We start from the raw sequence: 23,100 nt of genomic DNA, 5'->3' as shown, positions 1-23,100 counted from the left end.
CATTCTGTTTGTTAAAGTGTTTTAGACTATAATACTTTGAAGGTAAATGACTTGCTGAAATTGTATAAAGAGGATGGTTTGATACAAACCATTGGAGAGCGTATCAAACCGAACGCGTGTAAACACGTTCATCTTAAAGGCCTGATAGGAAGTCTCGATGCGGTTGTTGCCTCGGCCCTGTACAAGCTCAATCATCAAAACCATTTGTTCATTATCCCCGACAAAGAGGCGGCAGCGTACTTTCATAATGACCTGCAAAATTTAATCGGTGAAAAGGAGGTTTTATTTTTTCCAACATCTTATCGCAGGCCCTATCAATTTGAGGAAACTGAAAATGCCAATATCCTGGTACGGGCCGAAATATTGAACCGGATCAACCACAAATCTTCCACCGGAGAATTGATTGTGACCTATCCGGAAGCACTGACTGAAAAAGTAATCAATAAAAAATCCCTGGTCAGCAATACCTTCACACTTAAGAAAGGAGATGCTTTTGATGTTGCTTTTATCAGTGAATTATTGCTGACGTATGATTTTGAAAAGGCAGATTTTGTATATGAAGCAGGTCAATTTGCTGTTCGCGGAGGTATCATAGACATTTATTCATATGCCCATGATTTACCTTACAGAATAGAGTTATTTGGCGAAGAGGTGGATAGTATCCGTACTTTTGATCCGGTAAGTCAGTTATCTGAGGAAGAAATCAGGGAGATCAATATTATTCCTAATATCCAGACCAAGCTTTTGCAGGAGGTCAGGGAGTCTTTTTTGGATTATTTGCCCAGGAATACCAAAATATGGATCAAGGATTTGGAACACACTGTCAACACAATTGACAGGTATTTTGAAAAAGCGCAGGAAAGCTTTGACGTTATTCTAACGCAAAGCGGGGAAACAAAAGTAGTGCTAAGCCCGGAGACGCTATTTGAAACGTCAGACTCATTTGTAAAAGGATTAACTCCTTTTGTAAAAATTGAATTCGGCAACAGGTTTTTTCAAAAAAGCGACTACGATTTTGAATTTACCGGGCAACCACAACCTTCCTTTAACAAGAATTTTGAAATGCTTGTAGACAATCTGAAGGAAAACCAATCGAATTCGATTGTCAATATCATGGTGGCCGAGTCGTATCAGCAAATTAAGCGGTTGGAGACAATATTTGAGGAATTGGATCCTACACTGGCATATCAAAACATGCAAATCGGTTTAAGAGAAGGTTTTGTAGACCACCATTTAAATATTGCTTGCTACACGGATCATCAGCTATTTGACCGCTTTCACCGTTACAAGACAAAGACCAAATATTCAAAGTCAAAAGCTATCACGCTCAGGGAGTTACGTTCCCTGTCGCCGGGTGACTATGTGGTGCATATAGATTATGGTGTGGGAAGGTTTGCCGGGCTTGAAAAAGTGGATGTAAACGGCAAGGAACAGGAGGCCATACGGCTGGTTTACAGGGACGATGACCTGTTATATGTGAGCATTCATTCCCTGCATAAAATATCGAAGTACAGTGGAAAGGAGGGGGCGCCACCTTTGATGAGTAAGCTAGGCTCGGCAGAATGGGAGAACAAAAAAAGAAAGGCAAAAAAACAACTGCAGGATATTGCCAAAGACCTCATACAGCTTTATGCCAAAAGAAAGGCAGCGCCGGGATATGGATTTGCCAGCGATAGTTTTCTGCAGGCCGAACTGGAGTCCTCATTTATCTATGAAGATACACCGGATCAGGCCAAATCCACCGAAGATGTTAAGAATGACATGGAGATGCAGCATCCCATGGACCGGTTGGTGTGTGGTGATGTCGGTTTTGGTAAAACTGAGATAGCCATCAGAGCTGCTTTTAAGGCTGTTTGTGAGAATAAGCAGGTGGCTGTGTTGGTGCCCACTACGATATTGGCGATGCAACACTATCATACCTTTAAAGACCGGCTCTCCAATTTTCCCGTAGAGGTGGAATATGTTAACCGATTTAAATCCGGCAGTGATATCAAGGAAATTCTGGAAAAGGTAAAAGAAGGAAAAACAGATATTCTTATCGGGACACACCGAATTGTGAATAAAGATGTTGTTTTTAAAGATCTTGGGCTGCTGGTAATTGATGAGGAACAAAAATTTGGGGTGAAGGTGAAGGAAAAGCTAAAGGAAATGCGCGTGAATGTGGACGCCTTAACCCTGACAGCTACCCCGATTCCAAGAACCCTGCACTTTTCATTAATGGGGGCAAGGGATTTGAGTATTATTGCCACACCGCCACCCAACCGGCAGCCTGTAACGACCGAGTTGCATACCTTCAATGAGGAGATTATCAGGGATGCCATTAGCTTTGAGCTGCGCCGGGGAGGGCAGGTTTTTTTTGTACATAACCGGATAAAGGATATTGAACAGGTGGCCAACATTGTGCTCAAACTGGTGCCTGATGCCAGGATTGGTGTGGCGCACGGACAAATGGAAGGGGCGCGGCTGGAAAAGGTAATGTTAAAATTTATCGGCGGGGAGTATGATATTCTGGTTTCTACAAATATTATTGAATCAGGGTTGGACATACCCAATGCCAACACTATTATTATCAATCAGGCCCACATGTTTGGCCTTTCAGATTTGCATCAGATGAGAGGAAGGGTTGGAAGATCCAACAAAAAGGCGTTTTGTTACCTGTTGACCCCACCTATTATCGGCCTTACCTCCGATGCCCGTAAGCGGTTAAACACACTGGAGGAGTTTTCGGATCTCGGTGATGGTTTTAAGGTGGCCATGCGTGACCTGGATATTCGTGGGGCGGGAAACCTGCTGGGAGCGGAGCAAAGTGGCTTCATCAGTGATTTGGGTTTTGATGCTTATCATAAAATTCTGGACGAGGCCATACAGGAATTGAAAGAAACGGAATTTAAGGAGTTGTTTGCCAAGGAACTGGAAGAAAATACCCAGGTTTTGGTCCAGGATTGCACGGTTGAAACAGATTTGGAGATTTTGATACCGGAAGATTATGTTACCAATATTTCCGAACGGCTGAATTTATATGCAAAGCTGGACAATATTGAGCATGAAACGGCATTGCAAAAGTTTGTGACAGGCATGATTGACCGGTTCGGACCTTTGCCTGATTCCGTACAATATCTCACAGAAACCGTGCGGCTTAGGTGGTTGGCCCAAAACCTGGGCTTTGAAAAGCTGATGCTGAAAAATGAGAATCTGAAAGGTTATCTGGTTCCTTCGGATAATGAGGCATATTATAAATCACCCATCTTCGGCAAGATACTGAGTTATGTACAAAAACTTCCTAAAAAATGCAGGTTGAGAGAGCATAAAAAACGCCTTATCCTTACCGTTCAGGAAATTTTGTCTGTGAAAGAAGGAATAGATGTCTTAAGTGCTATTAACGCGTTGGATTGATGCAAAGTGTATCATTCTATAAACAAAAGTGCGAGTGCCTTTTCAGTTTCACCCGCTTCCAACAGGTCCTTTGCCATGGAATGCAGGCCATCCTGTCTGAGTCTGGAATCGCGCTGACCCAAAATATGTTGAACCTCCGGCAGGGACCTGACCTTTTCGATTTCATCTTTGCCGGGAATTTTTGGGATGTTGCCCAACCTTCCTAACAGATTACCCGTCAAAATTCTGCTGTTTTGCACCGACACCGGTAGTTGATCCACGCCTATGCCTTTGCTCATTTGAGGTTTGGGGATTTCAAAAAGGGCCTGTCCACTGGCCCTGCAATACCAGTTGCCACCCATTCTGCCTATCAAATCCAGTTTGGTGGTATCTAGCCGTCCGTTGCCGGAAAGATATTCCTGTTGAATGTGTATCAATACTACCCTTGAAATAATCAAATTTCCGGCACCACCCTGGTCACCCAACTCAATGACCTGGTCGACCACACATTCAAAACTAACCGGTGCTTCCCCTACCCTTGGAGGTTTCACTTTTTCTGAAGCAACTTCGGTAAAGCCTGCCTTTTGGAATTCATTGACACCACGGTCATACTCAGTGCTGGCCAATGAGGTTTGTTCAACCATGGTATAATTAACAATGTTAATGACAGTTTCGGATACTGCTTTGATGTTTTCGTAGGTATGCTTTGTAGTGTTGTCACGGCCCCTTCTTGCCGGCGAAAATATCATGATGGGTGGATTGGCGCTAAAGACGTTAAAAAAACTAAAGGGGCTTAAATTTATGTTTCCATCCGGATCTACGGTGCTGGCAAATGCGACAGGCCTTGGAGCCACGGCGGCCAGCAGGTATCCGTGCAATTGTGCTGTGGTGATTTCATTTGGATCAATCGTGACAACTTTATCCATAGATTTACCTGACGGGTTTTATCTTGTTACTTACTTTACCAAATCCAACGCGAATACCATTCTTTTCCCCATAGCCGCGCAGGGTAACAGTGTCATTGTCATTGACAAAAATACGCGTGCTCCCGTCATTCAGAGTCAGCGGCCTGGTACCTGCCCAGGCCAGCTCCAACATAGAACCAAAAGAGGTGGCTTCGTTGCCACTGATGGTGCCGGAAGCCATAATATCGCCTACCTTCACGTCACATCCGTTACAGGTGTGGTGGGCAAGCTGCTGACACATGTTCCAATACATATATTTAAAATTGGAACGGCTGATAATTGTCTCCTTACCCCCTTGCGGCCTGATAGCGACCTCCAGATGCAGGTTATAGTTTTTAGGTCCTTTAAAACGAAGATACGGAAGTACCTTCGGCGTTTGTTTAGGCCCATATACCTTAAATTCCTCCAAGGCCTCCAGGGTAACCACCCAGGGAGAGACAGCCGAGGCAAAGTTTTTACCGAGAAAAGGACCCAGCGGTATGTACTCCCATTTTTGTATGTCCCTCGCCGACCAGTCATTGAACAATACCAACCCAAAAATATAGTCCTCAGCCCTATCTGTGGTAACAGGGGTACCCAACTGGCTGTTTTTACCGATGATAAATCCCATTTCCAGTTCAAAGTCCAGCCTTTCTGTGGCTTTAAACTGAGGATCGTCGGCTCCTTTGGGTAAAACCTGTCCTTTGGGCCGGTAGATCGGGGTCCCGTCGATGACGATACTGGAAGCCCTCCCATGATAACCGACAGGAATATGGCGCCAGTTGGGCAATAAGGCATTTTTCGGGTCCCTGAACATTTTACCGACGTTCGTAGCGTGTTCTATGCTCGAATAAAAATCCGTGTAATCTCCCACGCTTACCGGCATATGCATTTTGCCCTTTTGCCGGGGAATGAAGACCCTGGGTTTTTCTATCAGGGGGGACTTTTTATCAGACAAAAGTTTTTGAATTCTTTTCCTCACCCTTTTGGTCGCAGGTTTTCCCAGCGCAATGAAATCATTCAGCACTGGCCGGCTGAAAACATTTTTATCCATATTCAAATCATCAAAATGCCCAAGCTTTGCTACTGCTGCCAGATCCAGGATTTGATCGCCAATGGCTGTCCCTACCCTGGGAGTGGTGCTGTTATTTGAAAAAATGCCAAAGGGAATATTGTAAATGCTAAAATCCGAATCACCGGACACATCTACCCAGGAAGTTAATTTAGCCATATGCTGATGGTGGTTTTAACTGTCAATTTTCTAACCAGGATTGGAAATATTTTCCATCATCCAATTTTAAAGCATTTTCAGTAATTTTTAAAGGTTTAAAAGTGTCGATCATCACTGCCAGCTCTTGTGTTTCTTTTTGGCCGATACTTCTTTCATATGTTCCCGGGTGGGGGCCATGGGGAATACCGCCCGGATGCAAGGTGATATGGCCTTTTTCAATGTTATTCCGGCTCATAAAATCCCCGTCTACATAGTACAAAACCTCATCTGAGTCAATATTGGAATGATTATAGGGAGCCGGGATGGATTGGGGATGATAATCATATAACCTGGGACAGAAGGAACATACCACAAACGTACTGGTTTCAAAGGTCTGGTGTACCGGTGGCGGCTGATGGATCCGGCCTGTGATCGGTTCGAAATTATGAATGGAAAACCCATAGGGATAATTATAGCCATCCCATCCTACCACGTCGAAGGGATGACTCGCATAAACTATCTCATGCAACATGCCTTCTTTTTTTACTTTAATTATGAATTCACCGGTTTCATCATAGGTCTCGAGCTCCTCAGGTAATTTGTAATCCCTCTCACAAAATGGTGCATGTTCCAATAGCTGCCCGAACCAGTTCCGGTACTTTTTAGGTGTATAAATAGGGTGGTGCGATTCGGCATACAGCAGCCGGTTATCTTCTGTATCAAAATCGATCTGGTAAATCGTTCCCCTTGGAATAACAAGGTAGTCACCATATTCAAAAGAAATATTGCCCAGTAAAGTCCGCAATTTTCCCGAGCCCTGGTGAATAAAGAGCAGCTCATCGGCATCAGCATTTTTGTAGAAATAGCTTTTTAACGATTTTCCCGGTGCTGCCAGTCCAATCAGCACATCGTTATTGACCAGCACCAGTTCACGGCTTTCCAAAAAATCATCTTTAGGCTTCACTTCCATACCTTTGAGTAACCTGGCCGACATATTTTTTTGCACGGCAATTTTTGGGTTGACATCGACCGTATTGATTACCCCTTTGACCATTGTTGGCCTGTGCGTATGGTACATCAAAGAAGACATACCATCAAAGCCAATCGTACCGAAAAGTTGTTCGTAATATAAATTTCCATTGGGCTTTTTGAAAATGGTGTGCCTTTTTGGAGGAATTTTTCCGAGCTTGTGATATATGGGCATTGGACTATTCTTTAATTGTGTAATTGCTTAACATCAAAGGGTACCCCTTAATTCCTGTTCGCGTTCTATGGCTTCAAACAAAGCCTTAAAATTACCCTTACCAAAAGATTTTGCACCTTTTCTCTGAATTATTTCAAAAAACAAAGTCGGTCTCGATCCCACCGGCCGGGTAAATATCTGTAGCAGATACCCTTCGTCGTCGCGGTCCACGAGTATTCCCAGCTTTTTCAATGGCGCCAGGTCTTCGTCTATGGTTCCTACCCTGTCGAGGAGGGTATCGTAATAGGTTCCCGGTACCCTTAGAAACTCAACCCCTCTTGATTGCAAGGCTGTCACCGTCTCAATAATGTTGTCGGTAGCCACAGCAATATGCTGCACACCGGCACCATCATAAAAATCGAGGTACTCTTCCACCTGGGATTTCTTTTTACCCTCAGCCGGTTCATTAATCGGAAACTTGATTCTGCCGTTGCCGTTACTCATTACCTTACTCATTAAGGCGGTGTAATCAGTGGAAATGTCTTTGTCATCAAAGGAAATAATTTGTTTGAACCCCATAACATTGGCATAAAAATCCACCCAGGTATTCATTTCGTTCCAACCTACATTACCCACCATATGGTCTACATATTTCAAACCTACCGGTTCAGGGTTATAAGTAGTTTCCCATCGTTTAAATCCCGGAAGGAAAACGCCCCGATAATTCTTTCTTTCCACAAATACATGTACTGTGTCACCATAAGTATGAATTCCGGACATGACCGCCTCCCCATTTTCATCCTGAAGGGTAAAAGGTTCGAGATAGGACCTGGCCCCTCTTTTAACCGTCTCTTGATAAGACCTGGTGGCATCATCGACCCAGAGTGCCACCACCTTTACACCGTCACCGTGTCTTTCTACGTGTTTTCCGATTTCACTTTCTTTATGTAGTGGCGAAGTAAACATCAGGCGGATTTTGTCCTGACTTACCACATAACTTTCCCGGTCTTTTAAACCGGTTTCCAAACCTGCAAAAGCGTAAGACTGGAAGCCAAAGGCTGTTTTATAGAAATGGGCAGCCTGTTTGGCATTGCTTACATATAACTCGATATAATCGGTACCGTTGATCGGCAAAAAATCCGATTCTTCCGGTTGACCTGTACGTTGAGGACCAGCCGGATTGGCAGTTTTTAAGGTCATATTTATGTTGTTTAAAATGTGTTGTTCCGTTATGCAATAATACTCAAAATCGATCTAATATTGGAATTAAAATTGGTTTAACAGTTTTTTGTAGAAAAATATTCTGCCAGAAGCCATATTTTAGAAATATTTTCCCTTATTTTGTTTCAGTAATGGCCGGATTGGAATAATTTTCTATGATAAAATTGGATGCTGTCGATTTAAAAATTCTTGACCTTTTGCAAAGGGATGCCAGGAGCACCATTAAGGAGATTGCGGGTAAGCTTAATCTTTCAACCACACCGGTTTTTGAACGGATAAAAAGGTTGGAAAAAATCGGCGTAATCGACCGCTATGTAGCTATTCTTAATCCCACGCTTTTGGGAAAAAAACTGACAGCGTTCATTCATATCTCCATCAAAGATCACACCAGGGCCTCGGTAGAGGCTTTTGTAGAAAGGGTGGTGAGCTTTGAAGAAGTAATAGAGTGCCATCATGTGTCGGGCGATTCTGATTTCCTGATTCAGGTGCTGCTGGAAGACATTGAAAAATACAATCAGTTTGTATTGGAAAAACTTTCTGTTGTGCCCAACATCAGTAATCTGGAATCGCGATTTTCACTGTCTGTGAGGAAAAAGACCCATCACGTCTACATTGAGTTTTAAAGGTCAGCATCTGTAAACAGGGGGTACCTGATTCTAAAGGCTTTCCAATAAGTATTTTATGCTGTTGCACAACTTGAGCATTTAGCTGTATTTTCATTTTATTGGGCAAAGAGTTTTGGACAAAACGTTGCAACAGTCACTTCTGCCTGTAGCTATTCATTGTGTTAGCACGAGCGAAATCCCACGTTAGCAGGGTTTTCTTGCCTCCTGATGTTAGCGATGCATCAGGGAAGAAATCCAGGTAAAAGCGACGGATGAAATTAATAAACCGAGCCATAAACCGGAAACTATCTCAGCGTTCATTATCGAAGCCAGAATGATCCCCACTCCCAATCCGGTAAACAAAACTGCAAATCCGCCCAGTACGACTTTTTTGGATATTTTGCTTACCATATCGAGCTGATAAACCGGAATAATGGATAAAAACGAACCAAATGCCAATCCAAAAAATCCATCGTCAATGGTAAGTCCAAGAATAATGCTCAAAAGCGTCACAGTTATCATCCCAATGTTAATTTCCGTTAGGATGCGATTTTTTTTGGTCATCAGGTATTTACCATATTGATCAAAGTAGAGCATGACATCGCTCACCGGACCGGTAAACCATGTCCAGAAAACAAAAACCAAATAGAAGGGCAGCAGCACCGGGATTAATTTAACCACCACAATAAGTCCGATGAGGAAGAACCATTTGTTTCTGGACCCCAGCTTTTCCATCCAGAATGAGAACATTAATAACTTGCGATAAAGCCAGTTGGTTGCTTTGATTGCTTCCAGCATACCGGCTCTGGCAAATTCAAAGTTTGGATCATCCTGCAAAGCGACGGCAAAATGCTCCTTGGCTTTTTTGACATTGCCTTGTTGTAAGAAATGATAACCCGTATTGGCTTGTGTCAATGCGTTTTCCGGGTCATCGGTAAGCATGCTTTCCAGTCTTTCATAAGCCTGATTAGCTTGTCCGAGTTTTGTTTGCGCCATAGAAAGCATGTTGTTGGAAAGCAAATCTTCAGGATCCGTTTCCAGGCCTTTGTTCGCAAATTTTTCGGCCTCCTTAAACTGCTTTTTCATGATCAGAATTTCAGCCTTTGCCCCGTAGTAAGTAGCGGATTCCGGATTATAGTTAATGGCATCGTCAATGGCTTTGAGTGCCTCATTATGATAGCCCAGTTGAAGCCATATCTGGGATTTAAGCAGATACAGGTAATCGTCTTCAGGGTCTAGTCCCAGGGCTTTGTCTATGGCAGATTTTGCCTTTTTGTGTTCTTGTTTTTTCAGATAAATCTCAGCTTGCAACCCAAACAGGGTCCCGGAATCAGGATAAGTAGTTAAAGCTTCCGTAATTTGCTGCTGTGCCAAATCCAGTTTATTCCTTTCTATGAGCAACTGGATTTTGGATAGATGTTCGAAAATCATTAAAACTACAATTTTAGATATTTTTTTATGTCGTCATAAATACCAGAGACATTAGAGTAAAGGGCATAATTTCTGGCTGTATTAAACCATTCCTTGGTACTTGGCCTTACCTTTTTGCAGGTGCCAAGGAGATCTTTTGTGGTAATGGTTTCAACTTTTCCGGTTTTCATGGATACTCGTAACTTATCTTCTACAACAAGATCGATCAGCATTTTGATGTCGGCTCCACTGAAATCGTTGGTTTTTACCGCAATTTTTTTGTAATCAATTTCTTTGATGGGCTTGTCGGCTAGCTGAAGTTTCAATATTTGCTCCCTGGCTTCTTCATCTGGCGGAGGAACAAAAATAATACGATCGAACCTGCCAGGTCGCAAAAAGGCGCTATCCATATGCCAGGGTGAGTTGGTGGCACCAAGGATTAGCAGACCTTCATTCTGTGAGTCAATGCCGTCCATTTCTTTCAAAAGCTGATTGATCACATTGCGACCTGCTGACTGCTTCAGATCGTTTCTTTTGCTTCCCAATGCATCGATCTCATCAAAAAAAAGAACACAGGGATTGTTCTTACGCGCTACCTCAAATTTTTCATGCAGGTTTTTTTCACTTCCGCCTAACCACATGTCCATAATCTCCTCAATGCCAATTGAAAGAAATTTTGAATCGATCTCTCCCGCCGTAGCCCTGGATAAATAAGTCTTGCCACAGCCGGGGGGGCCGTACATAAGAATACCTCCACCAGCCTTTTTGCCAAATGCCTTAAAAAGGTCAGGGTTGACCAAAGGCTGGATGATTTTGATCCTGATTTCCTCTTTGACATTTTCCATCCCCCCGACTTTGGAAAAATCAATGTCAGGTTTTTCTAAAAATGGATTGTAGGCTGTTTCCTCCTGTACAGGCTTTGTGGATATTTTCAATTGGGATTCAATTTGATCATCACGCCAGTCAGGAAATTTTAACTGATAGCTTTGGTACTGTGTAATGGCTTCATCTATCTGGCCGTCATTGATCAGTAGCTGCAAATAGGTAGGAAGCAAATCCCTGTCTATATCTTCGGCCAGCAATTCTTCACAAATAATAATGCCAGGACTGTTATTACCCAGTTTTAAATAACATTGGGCGAGTAAGGCTTTAGACTCTTTGTTAGGCTCCTGCTGCAAAACAACATTGAGATGCTCCTTGGCTTTGTCAAAATCACCCAAACTAAAATACCCCTGTGCGACCTGCTTTCTTAAAAGCAAATTGTCAGGAGAAGCTTCCAGGGCTAATTCTAAGGCTTCAATAGTAGTTCGGTCCACTTATTTAATGTTGATAGATTAAAAAAATTTGTCACCTAATGGCTGATTAAAGTAAAAAATTAAAAATAATCAATTATCTGCAAAGGCAACAGCAACAATTGAAATCAATCTTACGGTTGCATTAGATGCATCAAAAATCATATGGATTTACCATAGGTATAAAAGATATAAAGGGTGCAAAAGGTTGACAGCCACCAGTCACAAATCACTTTTTCCCTGGCGGAATACCAGAAACCCTTACCCTCACATCGGCCGCTACGCACAAAGGCTGATGGCTGTAAAAGTCTTTTAACAATAAAATAAATTGTAACCAGGATGGCGGCAAAAAATACAAGTCGTATCATATCAAAGCTACTGTTAAAAAATTAACAAAAGGCTAGAAAGCTATCCCCAGCGATACTTGTATCACCTGATTGTTTAGGGAGAATCCATCTATTGTATCATCAACTATATCTGTGATTCCCAGGTTGTATCTTACATCGATGCTTACGTTATCACTTGTTTCATAACCCAGTCCGAAACCCACCCCAAAATCGGTGGATGTTAATGTATCTTTTACATCTTCTTCGTCGCCTCTGAATTCTTCCTTGGCAGATAGCAATATGCCAAGTTGTGGTCCGGCATGCAGGTTAAAATTTTTAGTGAGCCTGAATTTAACCATAACAGGAATGTTGAGATAGTCATACTTTTGTTCATCACTCCCAAAATCAGCTTGTGCACCTTGCTGTGAGTAGAGTATTTCGGGTTGCACCCTGAAGTTTGTCAGAACAGGGATGGAAACAAACCCACCTGCATGAATACCCAATCGGAAATCTGTATCACCTGAATCACCACCCAGATCGGCGAGGTTTAAACCACCCTTAACACCGAATTTGATTTCCTGGGCCTTTGTACCTGAAAGTGTTGCGGCTAAAATGAATGAGATTAAAAAGTACCTTGTGACCACCATGATCATTTTATTTGCAAATTACTATCTAAAAAATGTTAGTATGAATATTAAAAACGGAATTTACGAATAAAACCCAACAAAACCATTCACGCATTCATTTTAATAAGCTAGCTGCCCGTGATCAATGCCCTGGCTTTTTCAATCTCCTTGTCTTTGCGATTCAGTATTTCATCGATAGAGTAATGAATCGAATAATGGGGTAACACCCCCCGGTTGGAAGTGTTTTGCCTGCTTTGATGACCATATTTTATCCAGTACCTGGGAATCTGAATTTCTATCAGCGTATTGGGGAGATTCACATAGGCGGCCGAACCTGTAGCAAATCCTTCATAACGGCTGCCTGATTCCTCACCGATGATGGTAGCATCTGCAAATTCCTTGGCAAAACGGGCTATAACGGAACCATTAGAAAAACTGCCTCCATTGATCAGTACATACAGTTTTCCTTTAAAAGCATAAGGCTTAGGCTTTGGTATCGGATATTTCTTCATCTGCCCAAAATAAGAAACGGTTTGGTATAACATGCCTTCTTCTTTCCCTTTTAAAAGATAAGGCACAAGCTGCCTGACAAACTCCCTGCTGCCCCCTCCGTTATCCCTCAAATCTAAGATGAGGTTTTTAATGTTTTTATCAGCAAGTTTCCGGAATATGGATTTATAAAATTCCCCGGGATCAATTCGGTATTTCTCTATCAACTGATGGTTAAAGCTTTTTAGTTTTAAAACCGCCAGAGCCTGTTCCAGCTTCAACTCGTAAAATTCGTTGATGTCTTTTTTCGGTTCATATTCATCATCAATTCCCTCTTCCGGCCGGTTGGTCATAGCCATGTGATTAGTAGCGGAAATGTTGACAGTGAACGGTGATGATGAGCCAGTCGGTAAGACTTTGAGTTTAAAATTAGCGGGCTGATCGATGTACCAATAATATAAGACCGGAAAATTAGTGTTTAACTTGTAATATTTGGCAGTAAGGATATCGCCATCGGCAGGAATAAACGGTAGTAACCTTTCTATGATCCGGCCCATTTTTTCACCGTTGATCTCCAGTACTTCCCAACCTTTCTGCAGGGTGGAATCTGCCCGGTGGCTCCCTGAAATGTAGGCGCGGTTGTCAAGAAAGGTTAAGCCCAGAGGCAAATATTGAAAAGTTCCGTCGAAAAATCCACTGTAGATTTTGCTCACTTTATTATGAACACTGCCAATTACAAAATGCCCCTCTTTTGCACCGGCAGTCAAAAGAGAAACTGCTTTGAAAAACTCGAGTCGTGTTAACGGTTCATCGATCGATTGATATATTTCGTCAAACAACCGATCGAATTCAGCTTTGTGGTTGTATTGATACAGGGCAGGATTAAACTTTTCGATAGACATTTTCAGAAATGCCAGATCCTCTCTCAGTTCACGCACTGAAAACTGTTCAATTTGCCCGGCGGCAAAAAATGGCGTTCCCAGTATTATGACAGCTAAAATTATTCTCATATCGGCTCATGTAAATATATGATCATAGTACCACAATTTAAAGAATTTATCAGGTATTTGGGGCCGGTTATTTGGTGATTGGTCTTCTTATACGTTTCTAGTCATACTATGACTCTGGAGTTTGGCCCTTTAATCTATAGTCATACTATGACTCAAAGTCATAGTATGACTGACTTCTGGAGTTTGGCTTTTTTATATTATAGATTCAAAATTGTATTTCCTGTTTAGCAAATCCAGATCTTTACATTCTACATCACTACTATATAGTTTATCTAAATAGTGTTTGTATGTATCATGTAGTGATGATTTTTTGGTTCTCTAAAAGGATATACTTGATTAAAACATAAACGATAACGTCCGTAATATGGACTCCTTTTAATTTATGGCTAAACCATCGCTTTTCCAACAAATAAAAACCTTTAAAGAACACTAACGCAACGGTATTAAAACCCCTCCCTGAAAGCGTGGTATTAATCGGGCGTATTAGCTGCGGACAAGCACAAATTACTTTTTTATCCTGACATACAGGAATACGACCGTAAAACCGGCGATCATACCACCAAAAAGCACCAGTGCAAGTTGTTTAAACCCAAAAGGTGGTTTAAGTAATTGTTTAATCCTGTCTGCAAAACCTTTGGGCCCGGGTCTTTCGAGCAAATAATCTGCAATAAGGTTCGCCTCATCTGCCGTTAAACCGAGGTTTGGCATTTGAATGTGATAGGTTTTATCAAACTCAGGCTCCTGCAGATAGCTCACCAACCAGATTTTGACTCTTTCCAAACTGTCCTGGGTCATGAGCAGATCATTTCGGGCTGCCTTAAAGGCCACATGTTTTTCTTTGGTAGATTCGTCGACTTTTTTCAAAGAGGTCATATATCCTTCTGAAAAAACCCTCGATGATATTTTTCGAATGAATGAATTTCCTCTTACAATAGGAGGAGCTGCACCACCGCCGTAGTCAAAAGTTCCGTCTATGGAATGGCATCCTACACATCCTTTTTCTATAAACATTTGGATGGGTTTATCATTTTGTACCAAGGTAAAGGGATGATGATCAGCGTCACCATAAGTAATTTTCAGGATTTTGGTTTCCCCGTTCTGATCAGGGAAAATGGGTGAAAAATAGAGCCCATCCGGTCCCATGGCCAATCCTGTAACCATTTGCCAGGATTTCCCTTTGTATTTCAGAAAATGCTTGGGTACTTCTACAATCTTATCTTCCTGCATGCTGTACTTGATCATAAAGATACCTGGCATCTTTTTAAATTCCACCGCTCCCGATAAGGCAACAAAAAACGATTCATTGTACTCTTTAGGAAAAACGGCGGTATTTCCGGCGTAAAAATCCATCTGTACAGGCCCCAATGCCGGTGTCCATATATATTTTGCATTCATGGCGATACTATTGTCACTACCGTTCCATTGATAGTTTTCCCCTTTGATGATTTCTATGAACCGGTCTATATTCATTCCGTTGTCTGCAGCAAACAGCCGCTCACCTACAAACTTTATCCCAAATGAGTTTCTCAACCCATAACACCACACATAGTTTTCGGCGACCTTCGTACTGTCATTTTTGTAAAAGGGATTCCCGGGAACAGGTTTTCCATCTAAAGTCATGCGCAGGATTTTACCATATAACTGATCTACCTGTAGTGTTTTAAAAGGCTGCCAGGCCTCGCCGATACTGACGTATAGATACCCATCTTTGACCACACAGGGGCCTATGTGATGGGCCAGCCCACTTTCAAAGTCACTGAATAACTCAGTAAAAGCTTTTTTGTTGCCCGGTAAAATGGCGAAAGTTCCAGGTTTTGTTTCAAAACGTACGATATTGTTACGCATGATGTCGTTTTTATCTCTGTATAAGGAAGTTACGAAAACATAACCGTTAACAGGATCCAGTCCTATGCCTGCACAGCCGCCCTGTCCTAAACCGGAAGGCAGTTCTTCCTTCGGCGTAAAATTGAAATCGTCATCTGCCAAATCTGCAAACGTGTAAACCGAGCGATCATTAGTGACCACCTTGACCTTGCCTCTTAATTCCGTTACATAATACAATGGGTCTTTGGGATCGGGTCCCGGCTCAGGCACAAATGCAATGGCGGTCGGGAGATTAAACCCTTTGGCGTCTGTGCTGATTTTAAAACCATCTTCAATAAGCCAGTCCTGCTTCCAGTCGTAACCGCTGTTGGTTACGATGTCGTCCTGAAAAGCGAATGAGGTAAAGACCAAAAGTAGATTTAAGACAAAGAAAGGCGCGGCTATATTGTATAACCTCTTGGAGTTTGGGTGCATTTTGAATTTTGATTATGGAAACTTTGTTAATTTTACCAATTGTAAAATCAATATCTAATCCTGAAACATAGTTATGTTTACCACTGCCTGATTCCGTATTGTTTACAGTTGTTTAAGAAGCTCCAAAAATAATAAAATAATCGAGAATCTTGTACCATGAACAAATAAATTTGAGATATATGATTTCATCGCTTTCCGCTATTTCAGGCGGCATGACAGGGTACTCAAAAGCAACACCTGAAATTCCGCCGGAGAATCATGTTAAATTTGGATACGGGCACTAAATTATAGCAGACCGGAGAATAATGTTTATATTCGCTTATTAAATATTTGTTAAAAAAACAAGCAAATTTCCCCTGCATCTTTTCATTCTCATGGCTGGTGTTTATTTTAGGCCCTTCACTTGAAACATGCAAATAAATGAAGAGGGCACTACAAGAAGTTAAAAGCAAACTGGGGAAACCCTACGAAGATCTCGAATATCTATTGTTAGCATTAAGGGATGTGCTGATGGAGAATGGGGAGGAAGATATAGCTCAGCGGATACCATGGATTAACGAGCTGCCTGATCTGGATGATCAAACGTTGTCGGAAAAGGATCTTCAGTTATATTCTATCGTTTTCCATCTTGTAAACATGGTGGAAATAAATGGCGCGGTTCAGGCAAGGCGAAGGATAGAAAATGAAAATATGGCCGGCATTAGTGGATTATGGGCTAAGAACCTCCAACGGCTCAAAGATAAGGGGATATCAGCGGAAACAATTGCCGAAAACATGCCTGCCATCAGGGTAGAGCCGGTGCTTACTGCGCACCCTACCGAGGCAAAGAGAACTACCGTACTGGAACATCATCGTGAGCTGTACCTGTTGCTTGTTATGAGAGAAAATGTTATGTATACCGTAAATGAGCAACAAAACATTCGTCATAATGTCAAACAATCCCTTTATCGGTTATGGAAAACAGGCGAAATATTTATCGAGAAACCGGATGTGCCTTCGGAGGTGAGAAATATTTTACACTATTTAGTGAACGTTTTTCCTGAGATTATTCCCGTGCTGGACCGAAGGCTGTTGCAGTCATGGAAATTTGTCGGTTTTGACGTAGAAATTCTTCAAAAGAAATATGCCTTTCCATCGATCAGTTTTGGAAATTGGGTAGGTGGCGACCGCGATGGACATCCATTGGTCACTTCCGATGTTACCTCTGAGACTTTGAGTCAACTTCGCCTTAACGCGCTGGTGGTGGTGAGGAGGAAGCTGTTTAGCCTCGTAAAGCATCTCAGTTTTGCCCTTGACCTGGAGGACGCACCCGTCCCAATGCAGGATCGGATAAAAGAAATCACCGAAGCATTGGGAAAAAGAGGTGCAGGTTCAGTAGGCAGAAACAAAGGTGAGGCATTTCGTCAATTTGTAAACCTGATGATGGACAAACTGCCACTTGATACCAAAAGAGGGCACGCCACGGAGATGAGAGATTTCGAGGGAGCTTATGTGTTGGCTGAAGAATTGATCGCAGACCTCAGACTCTTGCAGCAAAGCCTGCTGGCATACGGGGCAAAAATCATAGCCTATGATGAGGTGAATAATGCATTGCGTGTGGCAGAAACCTTTGGTTTTCACCTTGCCAGGCTGGATGTGCGCCAAAATAGTGCTTTTCATGACCAGGCCATTGCTCAGTTAATGGATGCTGCCGGCCTCGATGGTAAAACATGGTTTGCATGGAATGAGTCACAAAAACTTGATTTTATTAACCGGGAGTTGGAATCCAACCGGCCTTTTGCCAATACAAAGACCACACTGGAAACCAACGCGGCCGCGGTTGTCGATGCCTACAGAGTGGTGGAAAAGCATATTTCCAAATACGGCCACGACGGTATCGGTTCATTCATAGTAAGCATGACCCGGAGTGTTTCGGACCTCCTGCTTGTCTATCTGCTGGCGAGAGAGTCCGGCCTCACGATACAAACAGCCGAAGGCAGCGTATGTATGGTGCCTGTAGTACCGCTTTTAGAAACCATCGATGATCTGCAAAATGGTGTTGAAACAGTCCGTCAGTTCCTGGAGCATCCTTTTACGCAACGCAGTCTGAGATACATACAACAGATGCGTAAGCTGCCTTCACTTACGCAACAGGTAATGGTAGGATATAGTGACAGCAATAAAGACGGAGGAATTATGGCCAGTCAATGGCATTTATATAAGGCCCAGTCCCGCCTAAGTGCATTGGGTCGTGAGCTAGGTGTAAAAATACGGTTCTTTCATGGAAAAGGTGGTTCTATCAGTCGCGGGGCGGGCCCGACGCATTACTTCATAGGTGCTTTGCCTGGCAGTGCGTTGAACGGGGATATACGGCTTACTGAGCAGGGTGAAACCATAGCCCAGAAGTATGCTAACATTGTTAATGCAGCATACAATCTGGAACTGCTGGTATCGAGCACGGTCTCCAGGACTTTGGTTGACCAGATCGAATCGAGGCAGGATCATCCCTTGGCAGATATTTTGGAAAGACTGGCGGTGTCAAGTAAAAAGTACTACGAAGAGCTCATGCAAACAGATGGTTTCATAGAGTTTTACCGGCAGGCTACACCCATAGATGCCATAGAGTCCAGTAGGATAGGTTCCCGCCCCTCACGCAGGTCAGGTGCAAAAACACTGCAGGATCTCCGGGCCATTCCATGGGTTTTTTCATGGGGGCAGGCAAGGTTCAACATGACCAGTTGGTATGGGTTGGGTTCGGCATTGAGAGATTTAAAGGAGGACAATGAGGAGGATTATCTCGCCTTTAAAAAATCAACCCAGGAAGACCCTTTTGTCCGCTATGTGTTGACCAATGTCGACACAAGCCTGGCAGCCGCTGATGAAAATATACTGGCCTCATACGCAGCTTTGGTCGAGGACCAATCTATAAGGGAAAAGTTCCTGAATCTGTTTTTGGATGAGTTGAAAAGGACACGAGAGATTTTACAGGATCTATTGGAAAGACCGATTGAGGAAAGAAGAAAACAACATTACTATTCCAATGAGCTCAGGACGAGTTTGCTGAATGTTTTACATAAGCGACAGATCACTTTGCTGAAAGAATGGCGCGAAACAAAAAATGGAGGTGACAATAACGAATCTGAAAGAAAGCTTTTGCATCTTTTGATGTCAATCAATGCCATTTCAGGAGCTTTAAGAAATACAGGTTGAGGTCAGTTTGCTCAAGGGCTGATCTTCCTCTTTCTCAACCAATTTGTTAACTCCTCTTCGGTGTACATGTCGGCTTCCGGCTTTTCGTCACGCAGGGATTGAATCATTTTGGGATTTGCGCCTTTAGGTCGTTCGGTGAAGGCATTTTGGAGAAACATAATGATATCTGAAATATCTTCATCGGATATTTGCTCATTGTAAATGAAACCGGGCATTTTAGCATTAAAATTATAAGCCTTGCCATTGACATGGATGGGGCCTTTTAATCCATGCAGGATTACCAGCCCTAACCTTTCTACGGGCCCTTTTACATATTCCGAATTATCGAGGGGAGGGGCGAGGTTTTCAATGCCGGCGCCATCCTGTCCATGGCAGGAGCCACACATTTTTCTGTACAATTTTAACCCTCTGGACCGGTGGTCTTCAATGGTCAGATCGTTGGTAAAAATCGGATTAACCCATTCTTTTTGTTGGTTGGCGGCCACCAGGTTTATCATGCCACCAAGAACGGAATCTTTCTCTTGATTCGCTTTTGCGACAAAACTTACAAAACCGGATTCCATTTGGCTGAGTCCGGCAACAATGGCCTCTTGCATCACAGGCTCTTTTTCATACCGCTTTGACAGGGTCGATAAGTGTGGAAAAAAGGTTGCTTCGGATAGCAGGGACCAGCGGCCCATGGTTGGAGCAAGATAGAGGTCGATGGTAGCATCTTTCTTTGCAATCAGCAGTTCGGTAAGGGATTCCATTTCCTGCAGGTTTTGCGGATCGATAAAATTGTTTATGAGGTACAGACAATGGGCAGTGACCCCGGGCTTACTGTCCGATGCAATGCTTTTTAAATCGTTAAATGTAAGGGCGTTCAAACCTTCAAGGGCCCATAGGGCATGTAGTTGCGTGCGGGGATCTCCGGTATTGCCAGCTAGGGTAATGAGTTCGGGAATTTTGTCAGATTGCTTTCGATAGATGATTTTGTGCTGTGCCCTGTCGCGAATCCAGCCGTTATCATGAGAAAGCAGGGATGTAACGCGATCTTTCAGCCATGTGACATCCGCTTTGGCCGCTTTGTCTTCCGATTTTCTGACTCTTAAAATTCTTCCCATACCCATGATGGTATCCAGTTGCTGTTCCTGAATAAGGTTTTTGAGGTAGCTGGTCATGTAGGCTTTATGCTGTATGATGCCACGATGCATGTCCACAATGTAAAGATTACCATCGGGGCCATTATTTAAATTAACCGGCCTGAACCCTATACTGGTAGATGCCAGAAACTCAACAGCTTTTTTTTCAGGTGCTGCGGTAATCCTGAAGGGGTCACGATTAAGCTTCAGGTGTTTTATAAGATTTCCTTCGGGAATACAAACAAAAGCGTGGTCTTCAAAATCTGGTCCAAACCGGTGCCCCCGGTATACCACGGGCCCACAGGCAGAGGTGGCATCCACCAGGATGCTGTCCTCATTCAGTACACCGGCCATGTAGCCACGATTTACGGCAGTAGCGTGTAATGGAAATACATTTTGACTGCGGGTGAGCAACTGGCTGACGCCGTATTTGGGTCTGTAACTTTGATTTTGAATAAAAATATTGGGCAACACCAAATCTCCCTGCAGCAGAACGGAATTGTGGTTATAAAGCAGCCGTCCAAAGTTGTCTTTGGTAATACCCCATTGGCCACGGTAGGTTGTGGGTTCTTTTCTCCATTGACCATTTTTTAATTGATACCTGAAGTGGGTGTTGGCATTATATATCCAGTTATCGATATTCATGAGCAGGCCGTTTGGCTGGTGTTCAACATTACCATCCGGCGCGTAGATGGAATCAACCAGTACCCGTTTTCCCGGCAGGTCATTTTCTATTTCAACAAACCACAGGTTCGGTGGTTCGGCGTATAATAATCCGCCATAAGCCAGGCTTAGCGCGCGGGGCAGGACAAGCTTCTCTAAAAAAACCTTACTATGATCCATTACCCCATCGGCATCCGGATCTTCCAGGATCAGAATTCTGCCATTGGGCTGATCCTCGTTCAAACCTTCGACATTTTGCATATATCCACGCATTTCTACCACCCAGATCCGTCCTTTTTCATCAAAATCCATGGCAACGGGCGCCTCAATGAGCGGTTCGGAGGCAACCACCTCCAGTTCAAAACCAGGTTCTATATGATAGGTATCCAGTGGAATTACGGGCTCATCAAAATTTGGTTTACAACCAATGATTAAAGCAGTTGGTATGAAAATAATGAAGACAGACCGGAATTTGCGAATTAATTTGCTATGAAGATGCAACATATTATAATAATGTAAAACTGCTAAAATTTGTTTAATTGGCGATGCACCGACTACACAAATTACTGTAATTGTAAAGATTGACAAAGTATTTTCTTTGCCAACTCCTAAATGATACGTTTTTGAAGTCATTTCACCCCACAAGCCTGCGTTTTTTTAGTTTACTATTTATAAATATCAAGTCATTTTTTCCCAAAATTCTGAGATTATTTGAACCTGGTGTTTACCTTTGAGAAAACAGAATCTGTTTCATGGTTCGGCGGTTTTTAGTCTTTTGAAGCGTTATCAAAATGACATGTCTCTACCTGGCAACGATTTATCGCTCAATACCGTAAATGAAAACAAGACCTTTGCCAATCCGGATTATCGCGGAGACAGGCATGGTAACATTGACAGGTTTCGTCCGTGTCAGTGAACTGGGAATCGATATTCAGGTACCGAATGGTAATCATAAGTTATGCGCAAGGATTAAGGCATTATGGCATGAATTTCGTAACCCGGGTCTTTATCAGTCAGCGACATACCGCAGGCCCAACTCAATTCATTTGCCGGTTAGGCAATGAAAGATAATTCAATTATTTAACCTTTTAAAACCAAACATTATGTCATTACAATTAGGAGATGCGGCACCAGATTTCACCGCTAGCACCACCAAGGGTGAATTAAACTTTTACGATTATTTGGGTGACAGTTGGGGTTTATTGTTTTCACACCCCGCTGATTTCACCCCGGTTTGTACGACGGAATTAGGAAGGACTTCAAATTTAATGCCTGAGTTTGAAAAACGGCATGTGAAAGTAATGGCTTTGAGTGTTGATCCGGTGGAACAGCACAAGGAATGGATCAAGGATATTAACGAAACTCAAAACACCGACGTTCAGTTTCCAATCATAGCGGATGAAAACCGCGAAGTGTCCATGTTGTATGGGATGATCCATCCCAACGCGGATGATTCCATGACAGTTCGATCGGTATTCATTATCGGCCCTGATAAAAAAATAAAACTTACTTTGACTTATCCTGCGGCCACAGGAAGAAACTTTGACGAAATTCTGAGGGTTATTGATTCTTTGCAATTAACAGCCTATCAAAGTGTAGCTACACCTGCTGACTGGAAAAATGGTGGGGATTGTGTCATCCTGCCTTCCATTACATCGGAAGAAGCTGCCACCAAATTCCCTAAAGGATTCAAGGAGGTTAAACCTTATTTAAGATTGACCCCTCAACCTAATTAAGTCATCTCTTGTAAAAGGAGTGTCATACGGTGATCCCTTTGACACTCCTTCTTCTAAAATCTTTCATCCGGCCTATTTGTCCGGATTACCGCCGGTTAATGTCACATATGTCCCTTCGTGCGGGTAAGATTGTTTTTCAGGGATAGTCTTCGCTTTCATTCATTAAGTGCTTTTCTTTTGGCGATCTGGGTGATCCAGGCTGCCGGATTATCCGGAATGTGGTTATTTTCCAATAATGTGAAGCAGTAATAAGTGTTTCCTGAACAATATCTTCGGCGAGGTCGATATGAATGGTACCAAAAATTCTGGTCAAAGTAGCCACCAGCTTGCCTGCCTCACTTCTGAAAAGGCGATCTACCAGTTGGGCCGTCGATGATTCATGTGATTTCAAAACGCGGATTAATG

16 protein-coding genes are annotated in these 23,100 nt (G+C 42.8%); 5 read left to right on the top strand and 11 right to left on the bottom strand.

The genetic code is table 11. The features are described 5' to 3' along the window. The first annotated feature begins 36 nt into the window (after window positions 1-36). Window positions 37-3,393 carry a transcription-repair coupling factor gene (gene mfd, locus AC04NP_RS17195; RefSeq protein WP_482861082.1) on the top strand — a complete coding sequence of 1,119 codons (3,357 nt, stop codon included), beginning with the start codon at window positions 37-39 and terminating at the stop codon, window positions 3,391-3,393. Window positions 3,394-3,404: 11 nt separating this feature from the next. Here mfd and AC04NP_RS17190 read toward each other — a convergent pair whose 3' ends face one another. From AC04NP_RS17190 to hppD, 4 genes are read right to left on the bottom strand one after another with little or no spacing between them, the layout of a single operon-like run. Next, entirely contained in the window at window positions 3,405-4,298 is an 894-nt protein-coding gene (locus AC04NP_RS17190) for a flavin reductase family protein (RefSeq protein WP_482861081.1), read from the bottom strand. 4 nt (window positions 4,299-4,302) lie between these two features. Next, window positions 4,303-5,547: a fumarylacetoacetase gene (gene fahA, locus AC04NP_RS17185; RefSeq protein WP_482861080.1), complete on the bottom strand. Its 1,245-nt coding sequence runs from the start codon at window positions 5,545-5,547 to the stop codon at window positions 4,303-4,305. A 22-nt stretch (window positions 5,548-5,569) separates the two neighbouring features. Next, on the bottom strand, window positions 5,570-6,730 hold the full coding sequence (locus AC04NP_RS17180; RefSeq protein WP_482861079.1) for a homogentisate 1,2-dioxygenase: 1,161 nt from the start codon (window positions 6,728-6,730) through the stop codon (window positions 5,570-5,572). A gap of 33 nt (window positions 6,731-6,763) precedes the next feature. Next, window positions 6,764-7,909, bottom strand: coding sequence for a 4-hydroxyphenylpyruvate dioxygenase (hppD, locus tag AC04NP_RS17175; RefSeq protein WP_482861078.1), 1,146 nt, complete (start codon window positions 7,907-7,909; stop codon window positions 6,764-6,766). Window positions 7,910-8,085: 176 nt separating this feature from the next. Here hppD and AC04NP_RS17170 point away from each other — a divergent pair, with 176 nt between their 5' ends. Then, window positions 8,086-8,553 (top strand): Lrp/AsnC family transcriptional regulator, encoded by a 468-nt coding sequence (locus AC04NP_RS17170; RefSeq protein WP_482861077.1) that lies wholly within the window; start codon window positions 8,086-8,088, stop codon window positions 8,551-8,553. A 213-nt stretch (window positions 8,554-8,766) separates the two neighbouring features. Here AC04NP_RS17170 and AC04NP_RS17165 read toward each other — a convergent pair whose 3' ends face one another. The 5 genes from AC04NP_RS17165 to AC04NP_RS17145 form a co-directional block, all read right to left on the bottom strand. Further along, the gene (locus tag AC04NP_RS17165) at window positions 8,767-9,966 is read right to left on the bottom strand and encodes a tetratricopeptide repeat protein (protein WP_482861076.1); all 1,200 of its coding nucleotides are present in this window, start codon (window positions 9,964-9,966) and stop codon (window positions 8,767-8,769) included. Between the two features lie 5 nt (window positions 9,967-9,971). Further along, entirely contained in the window at window positions 9,972-11,261 is a 1,290-nt protein-coding gene (locus AC04NP_RS17160) for an AAA family ATPase (RefSeq protein WP_482861075.1), read from the bottom strand. 376 nt (window positions 11,262-11,637) lie between these two features. Further along, on the bottom strand, window positions 11,638-12,210 hold the full coding sequence (locus AC04NP_RS17155; protein WP_482861074.1) for a porin family protein: 573 nt from the start codon (window positions 12,208-12,210) through the stop codon (window positions 11,638-11,640). A gap of 107 nt (window positions 12,211-12,317) precedes the next feature. After that, window positions 12,318-13,688, bottom strand: a complete 1,371-nt coding sequence (locus AC04NP_RS17150; RefSeq protein ID WP_482861073.1) for a S41 family peptidase — start codon at window positions 13,686-13,688, stop codon at window positions 12,318-12,320. Between the two features lie 504 nt (window positions 13,689-14,192). Continuing rightward, a complete protein-coding gene (locus AC04NP_RS17145) occupies window positions 14,193-15,986 on the bottom strand; it encodes a PQQ-dependent sugar dehydrogenase (protein ID WP_482861072.1) in 1,794 nt (597 codons plus the stop codon). Between the two features lie 420 nt (window positions 15,987-16,406). On the opposite strand from AC04NP_RS17145, the gene AC04NP_RS17140 reads away from it, so the two are divergent. Further along, the gene (locus tag AC04NP_RS17140) at window positions 16,407-19,175 is read left to right on the top strand and encodes a phosphoenolpyruvate carboxylase (protein WP_482861071.1); all 2,769 of its coding nucleotides are present in this window, start codon (window positions 16,407-16,409) and stop codon (window positions 19,173-19,175) included. An 11-nt stretch (window positions 19,176-19,186) separates the two neighbouring features. Here the strand turns inward: AC04NP_RS17140 and AC04NP_RS17135 are convergent, their stop codons facing one another. Next, window positions 19,187-21,463, bottom strand: coding sequence for a DUF7133 domain-containing protein (locus tag AC04NP_RS17135; protein WP_482861070.1), 2,277 nt, complete (start codon window positions 21,461-21,463; stop codon window positions 19,187-19,189). Window positions 21,464-21,689: 226 nt separating this feature from the next. Between AC04NP_RS17135 and AC04NP_RS17130 the strand changes: the two genes are divergently transcribed. Both AC04NP_RS17130 and AC04NP_RS17125 read left to right on the top strand, forming a co-directional pair. Further along, on the top strand, window positions 21,690-21,875 hold the full coding sequence (locus AC04NP_RS17130; RefSeq protein WP_482861069.1) for a hypothetical protein: 186 nt from the start codon (window positions 21,690-21,692) through the stop codon (window positions 21,873-21,875). Window positions 21,876-22,062: 187 nt separating this feature from the next. Further along, a complete protein-coding gene (locus tag AC04NP_RS17125) occupies window positions 22,063-22,695 on the top strand; it encodes a peroxiredoxin (RefSeq protein ID WP_482861068.1) in 633 nt (210 codons plus the stop codon). Between the two features lie 136 nt (window positions 22,696-22,831). On the opposite strand, the gene AC04NP_RS17120 is transcribed toward AC04NP_RS17125, so the two are convergent. Continuing rightward, the gene (locus AC04NP_RS17120; RefSeq protein WP_482861066.1) at window positions 22,832-23,086 is read right to left on the bottom strand and encodes a hypothetical protein; all 255 of its coding nucleotides are present in this window, start codon (window positions 23,084-23,086) and stop codon (window positions 22,832-22,834) included. Window positions 23,087-23,100: the final 14 nt, after the last annotated feature.

Source organism: Agaribacillus sp. DX54, assembly GCF_056858335.1.
This window is presented reverse-complemented; position numbering and strand designations above follow the sequence as displayed.

Coding starts and splice junctions, on each gene's coding strand:
- AC04NP_RS17155 (WP_482861074.1), bottom strand. CDS start 12,210: ATGGTGGTCACAAGGTACTTTTTAATCTCATTCATTTTAGCCGCAACA.
- hppD (WP_482861078.1), bottom strand. CDS start 7,909: ATGACCTTAAAAACTGCCAATCCGGCTGGTCCTCAACGTACAGGTCAA.
- AC04NP_RS17150 (WP_482861073.1), bottom strand. CDS start 13,688: ATGAGAATAATTTTAGCTGTCATAATACTGGGAACGCCATTTTTTGCC.
- AC04NP_RS17125 (WP_482861068.1), top strand. CDS start 22,063: ATGTCATTACAATTAGGAGATGCGGCACCAGATTTCACCGCTAGCACC.
- AC04NP_RS17190 (WP_482861081.1), bottom strand. CDS start 4,298: ATGGATAAAGTTGTCACGATTGATCCAAATGAAATCACCACAGCACAA.
- AC04NP_RS17170 (WP_482861077.1), top strand. CDS start 8,086: ATGATAAAATTGGATGCTGTCGATTTAAAAATTCTTGACCTTTTGCAA.
- AC04NP_RS17145 (WP_482861072.1), bottom strand. CDS start 15,986: ATGCACCCAAACTCCAAGAGGTTATACAATATAGCCGCGCCTTTCTTT.
- AC04NP_RS17165 (WP_482861076.1), bottom strand. CDS start 9,966: ATGATTTTCGAACATCTATCCAAAATCCAGTTGCTCATAGAAAGGAAT.
- AC04NP_RS17140 (WP_482861071.1), top strand. CDS start 16,407: ATGAAGAGGGCACTACAAGAAGTTAAAAGCAAACTGGGGAAACCCTAC.
- AC04NP_RS17135 (WP_482861070.1), bottom strand. CDS start 21,463: ATGTTGCATCTTCATAGCAAATTAATTCGCAAATTCCGGTCTGTCTTC.
- fahA (WP_482861080.1), bottom strand. CDS start 5,547: ATGGCTAAATTAACTTCCTGGGTAGATGTGTCCGGTGATTCGGATTTT.
- AC04NP_RS17180 (WP_482861079.1), bottom strand. CDS start 6,730: ATGCCCATATATCACAAGCTCGGAAAAATTCCTCCAAAAAGGCACACC.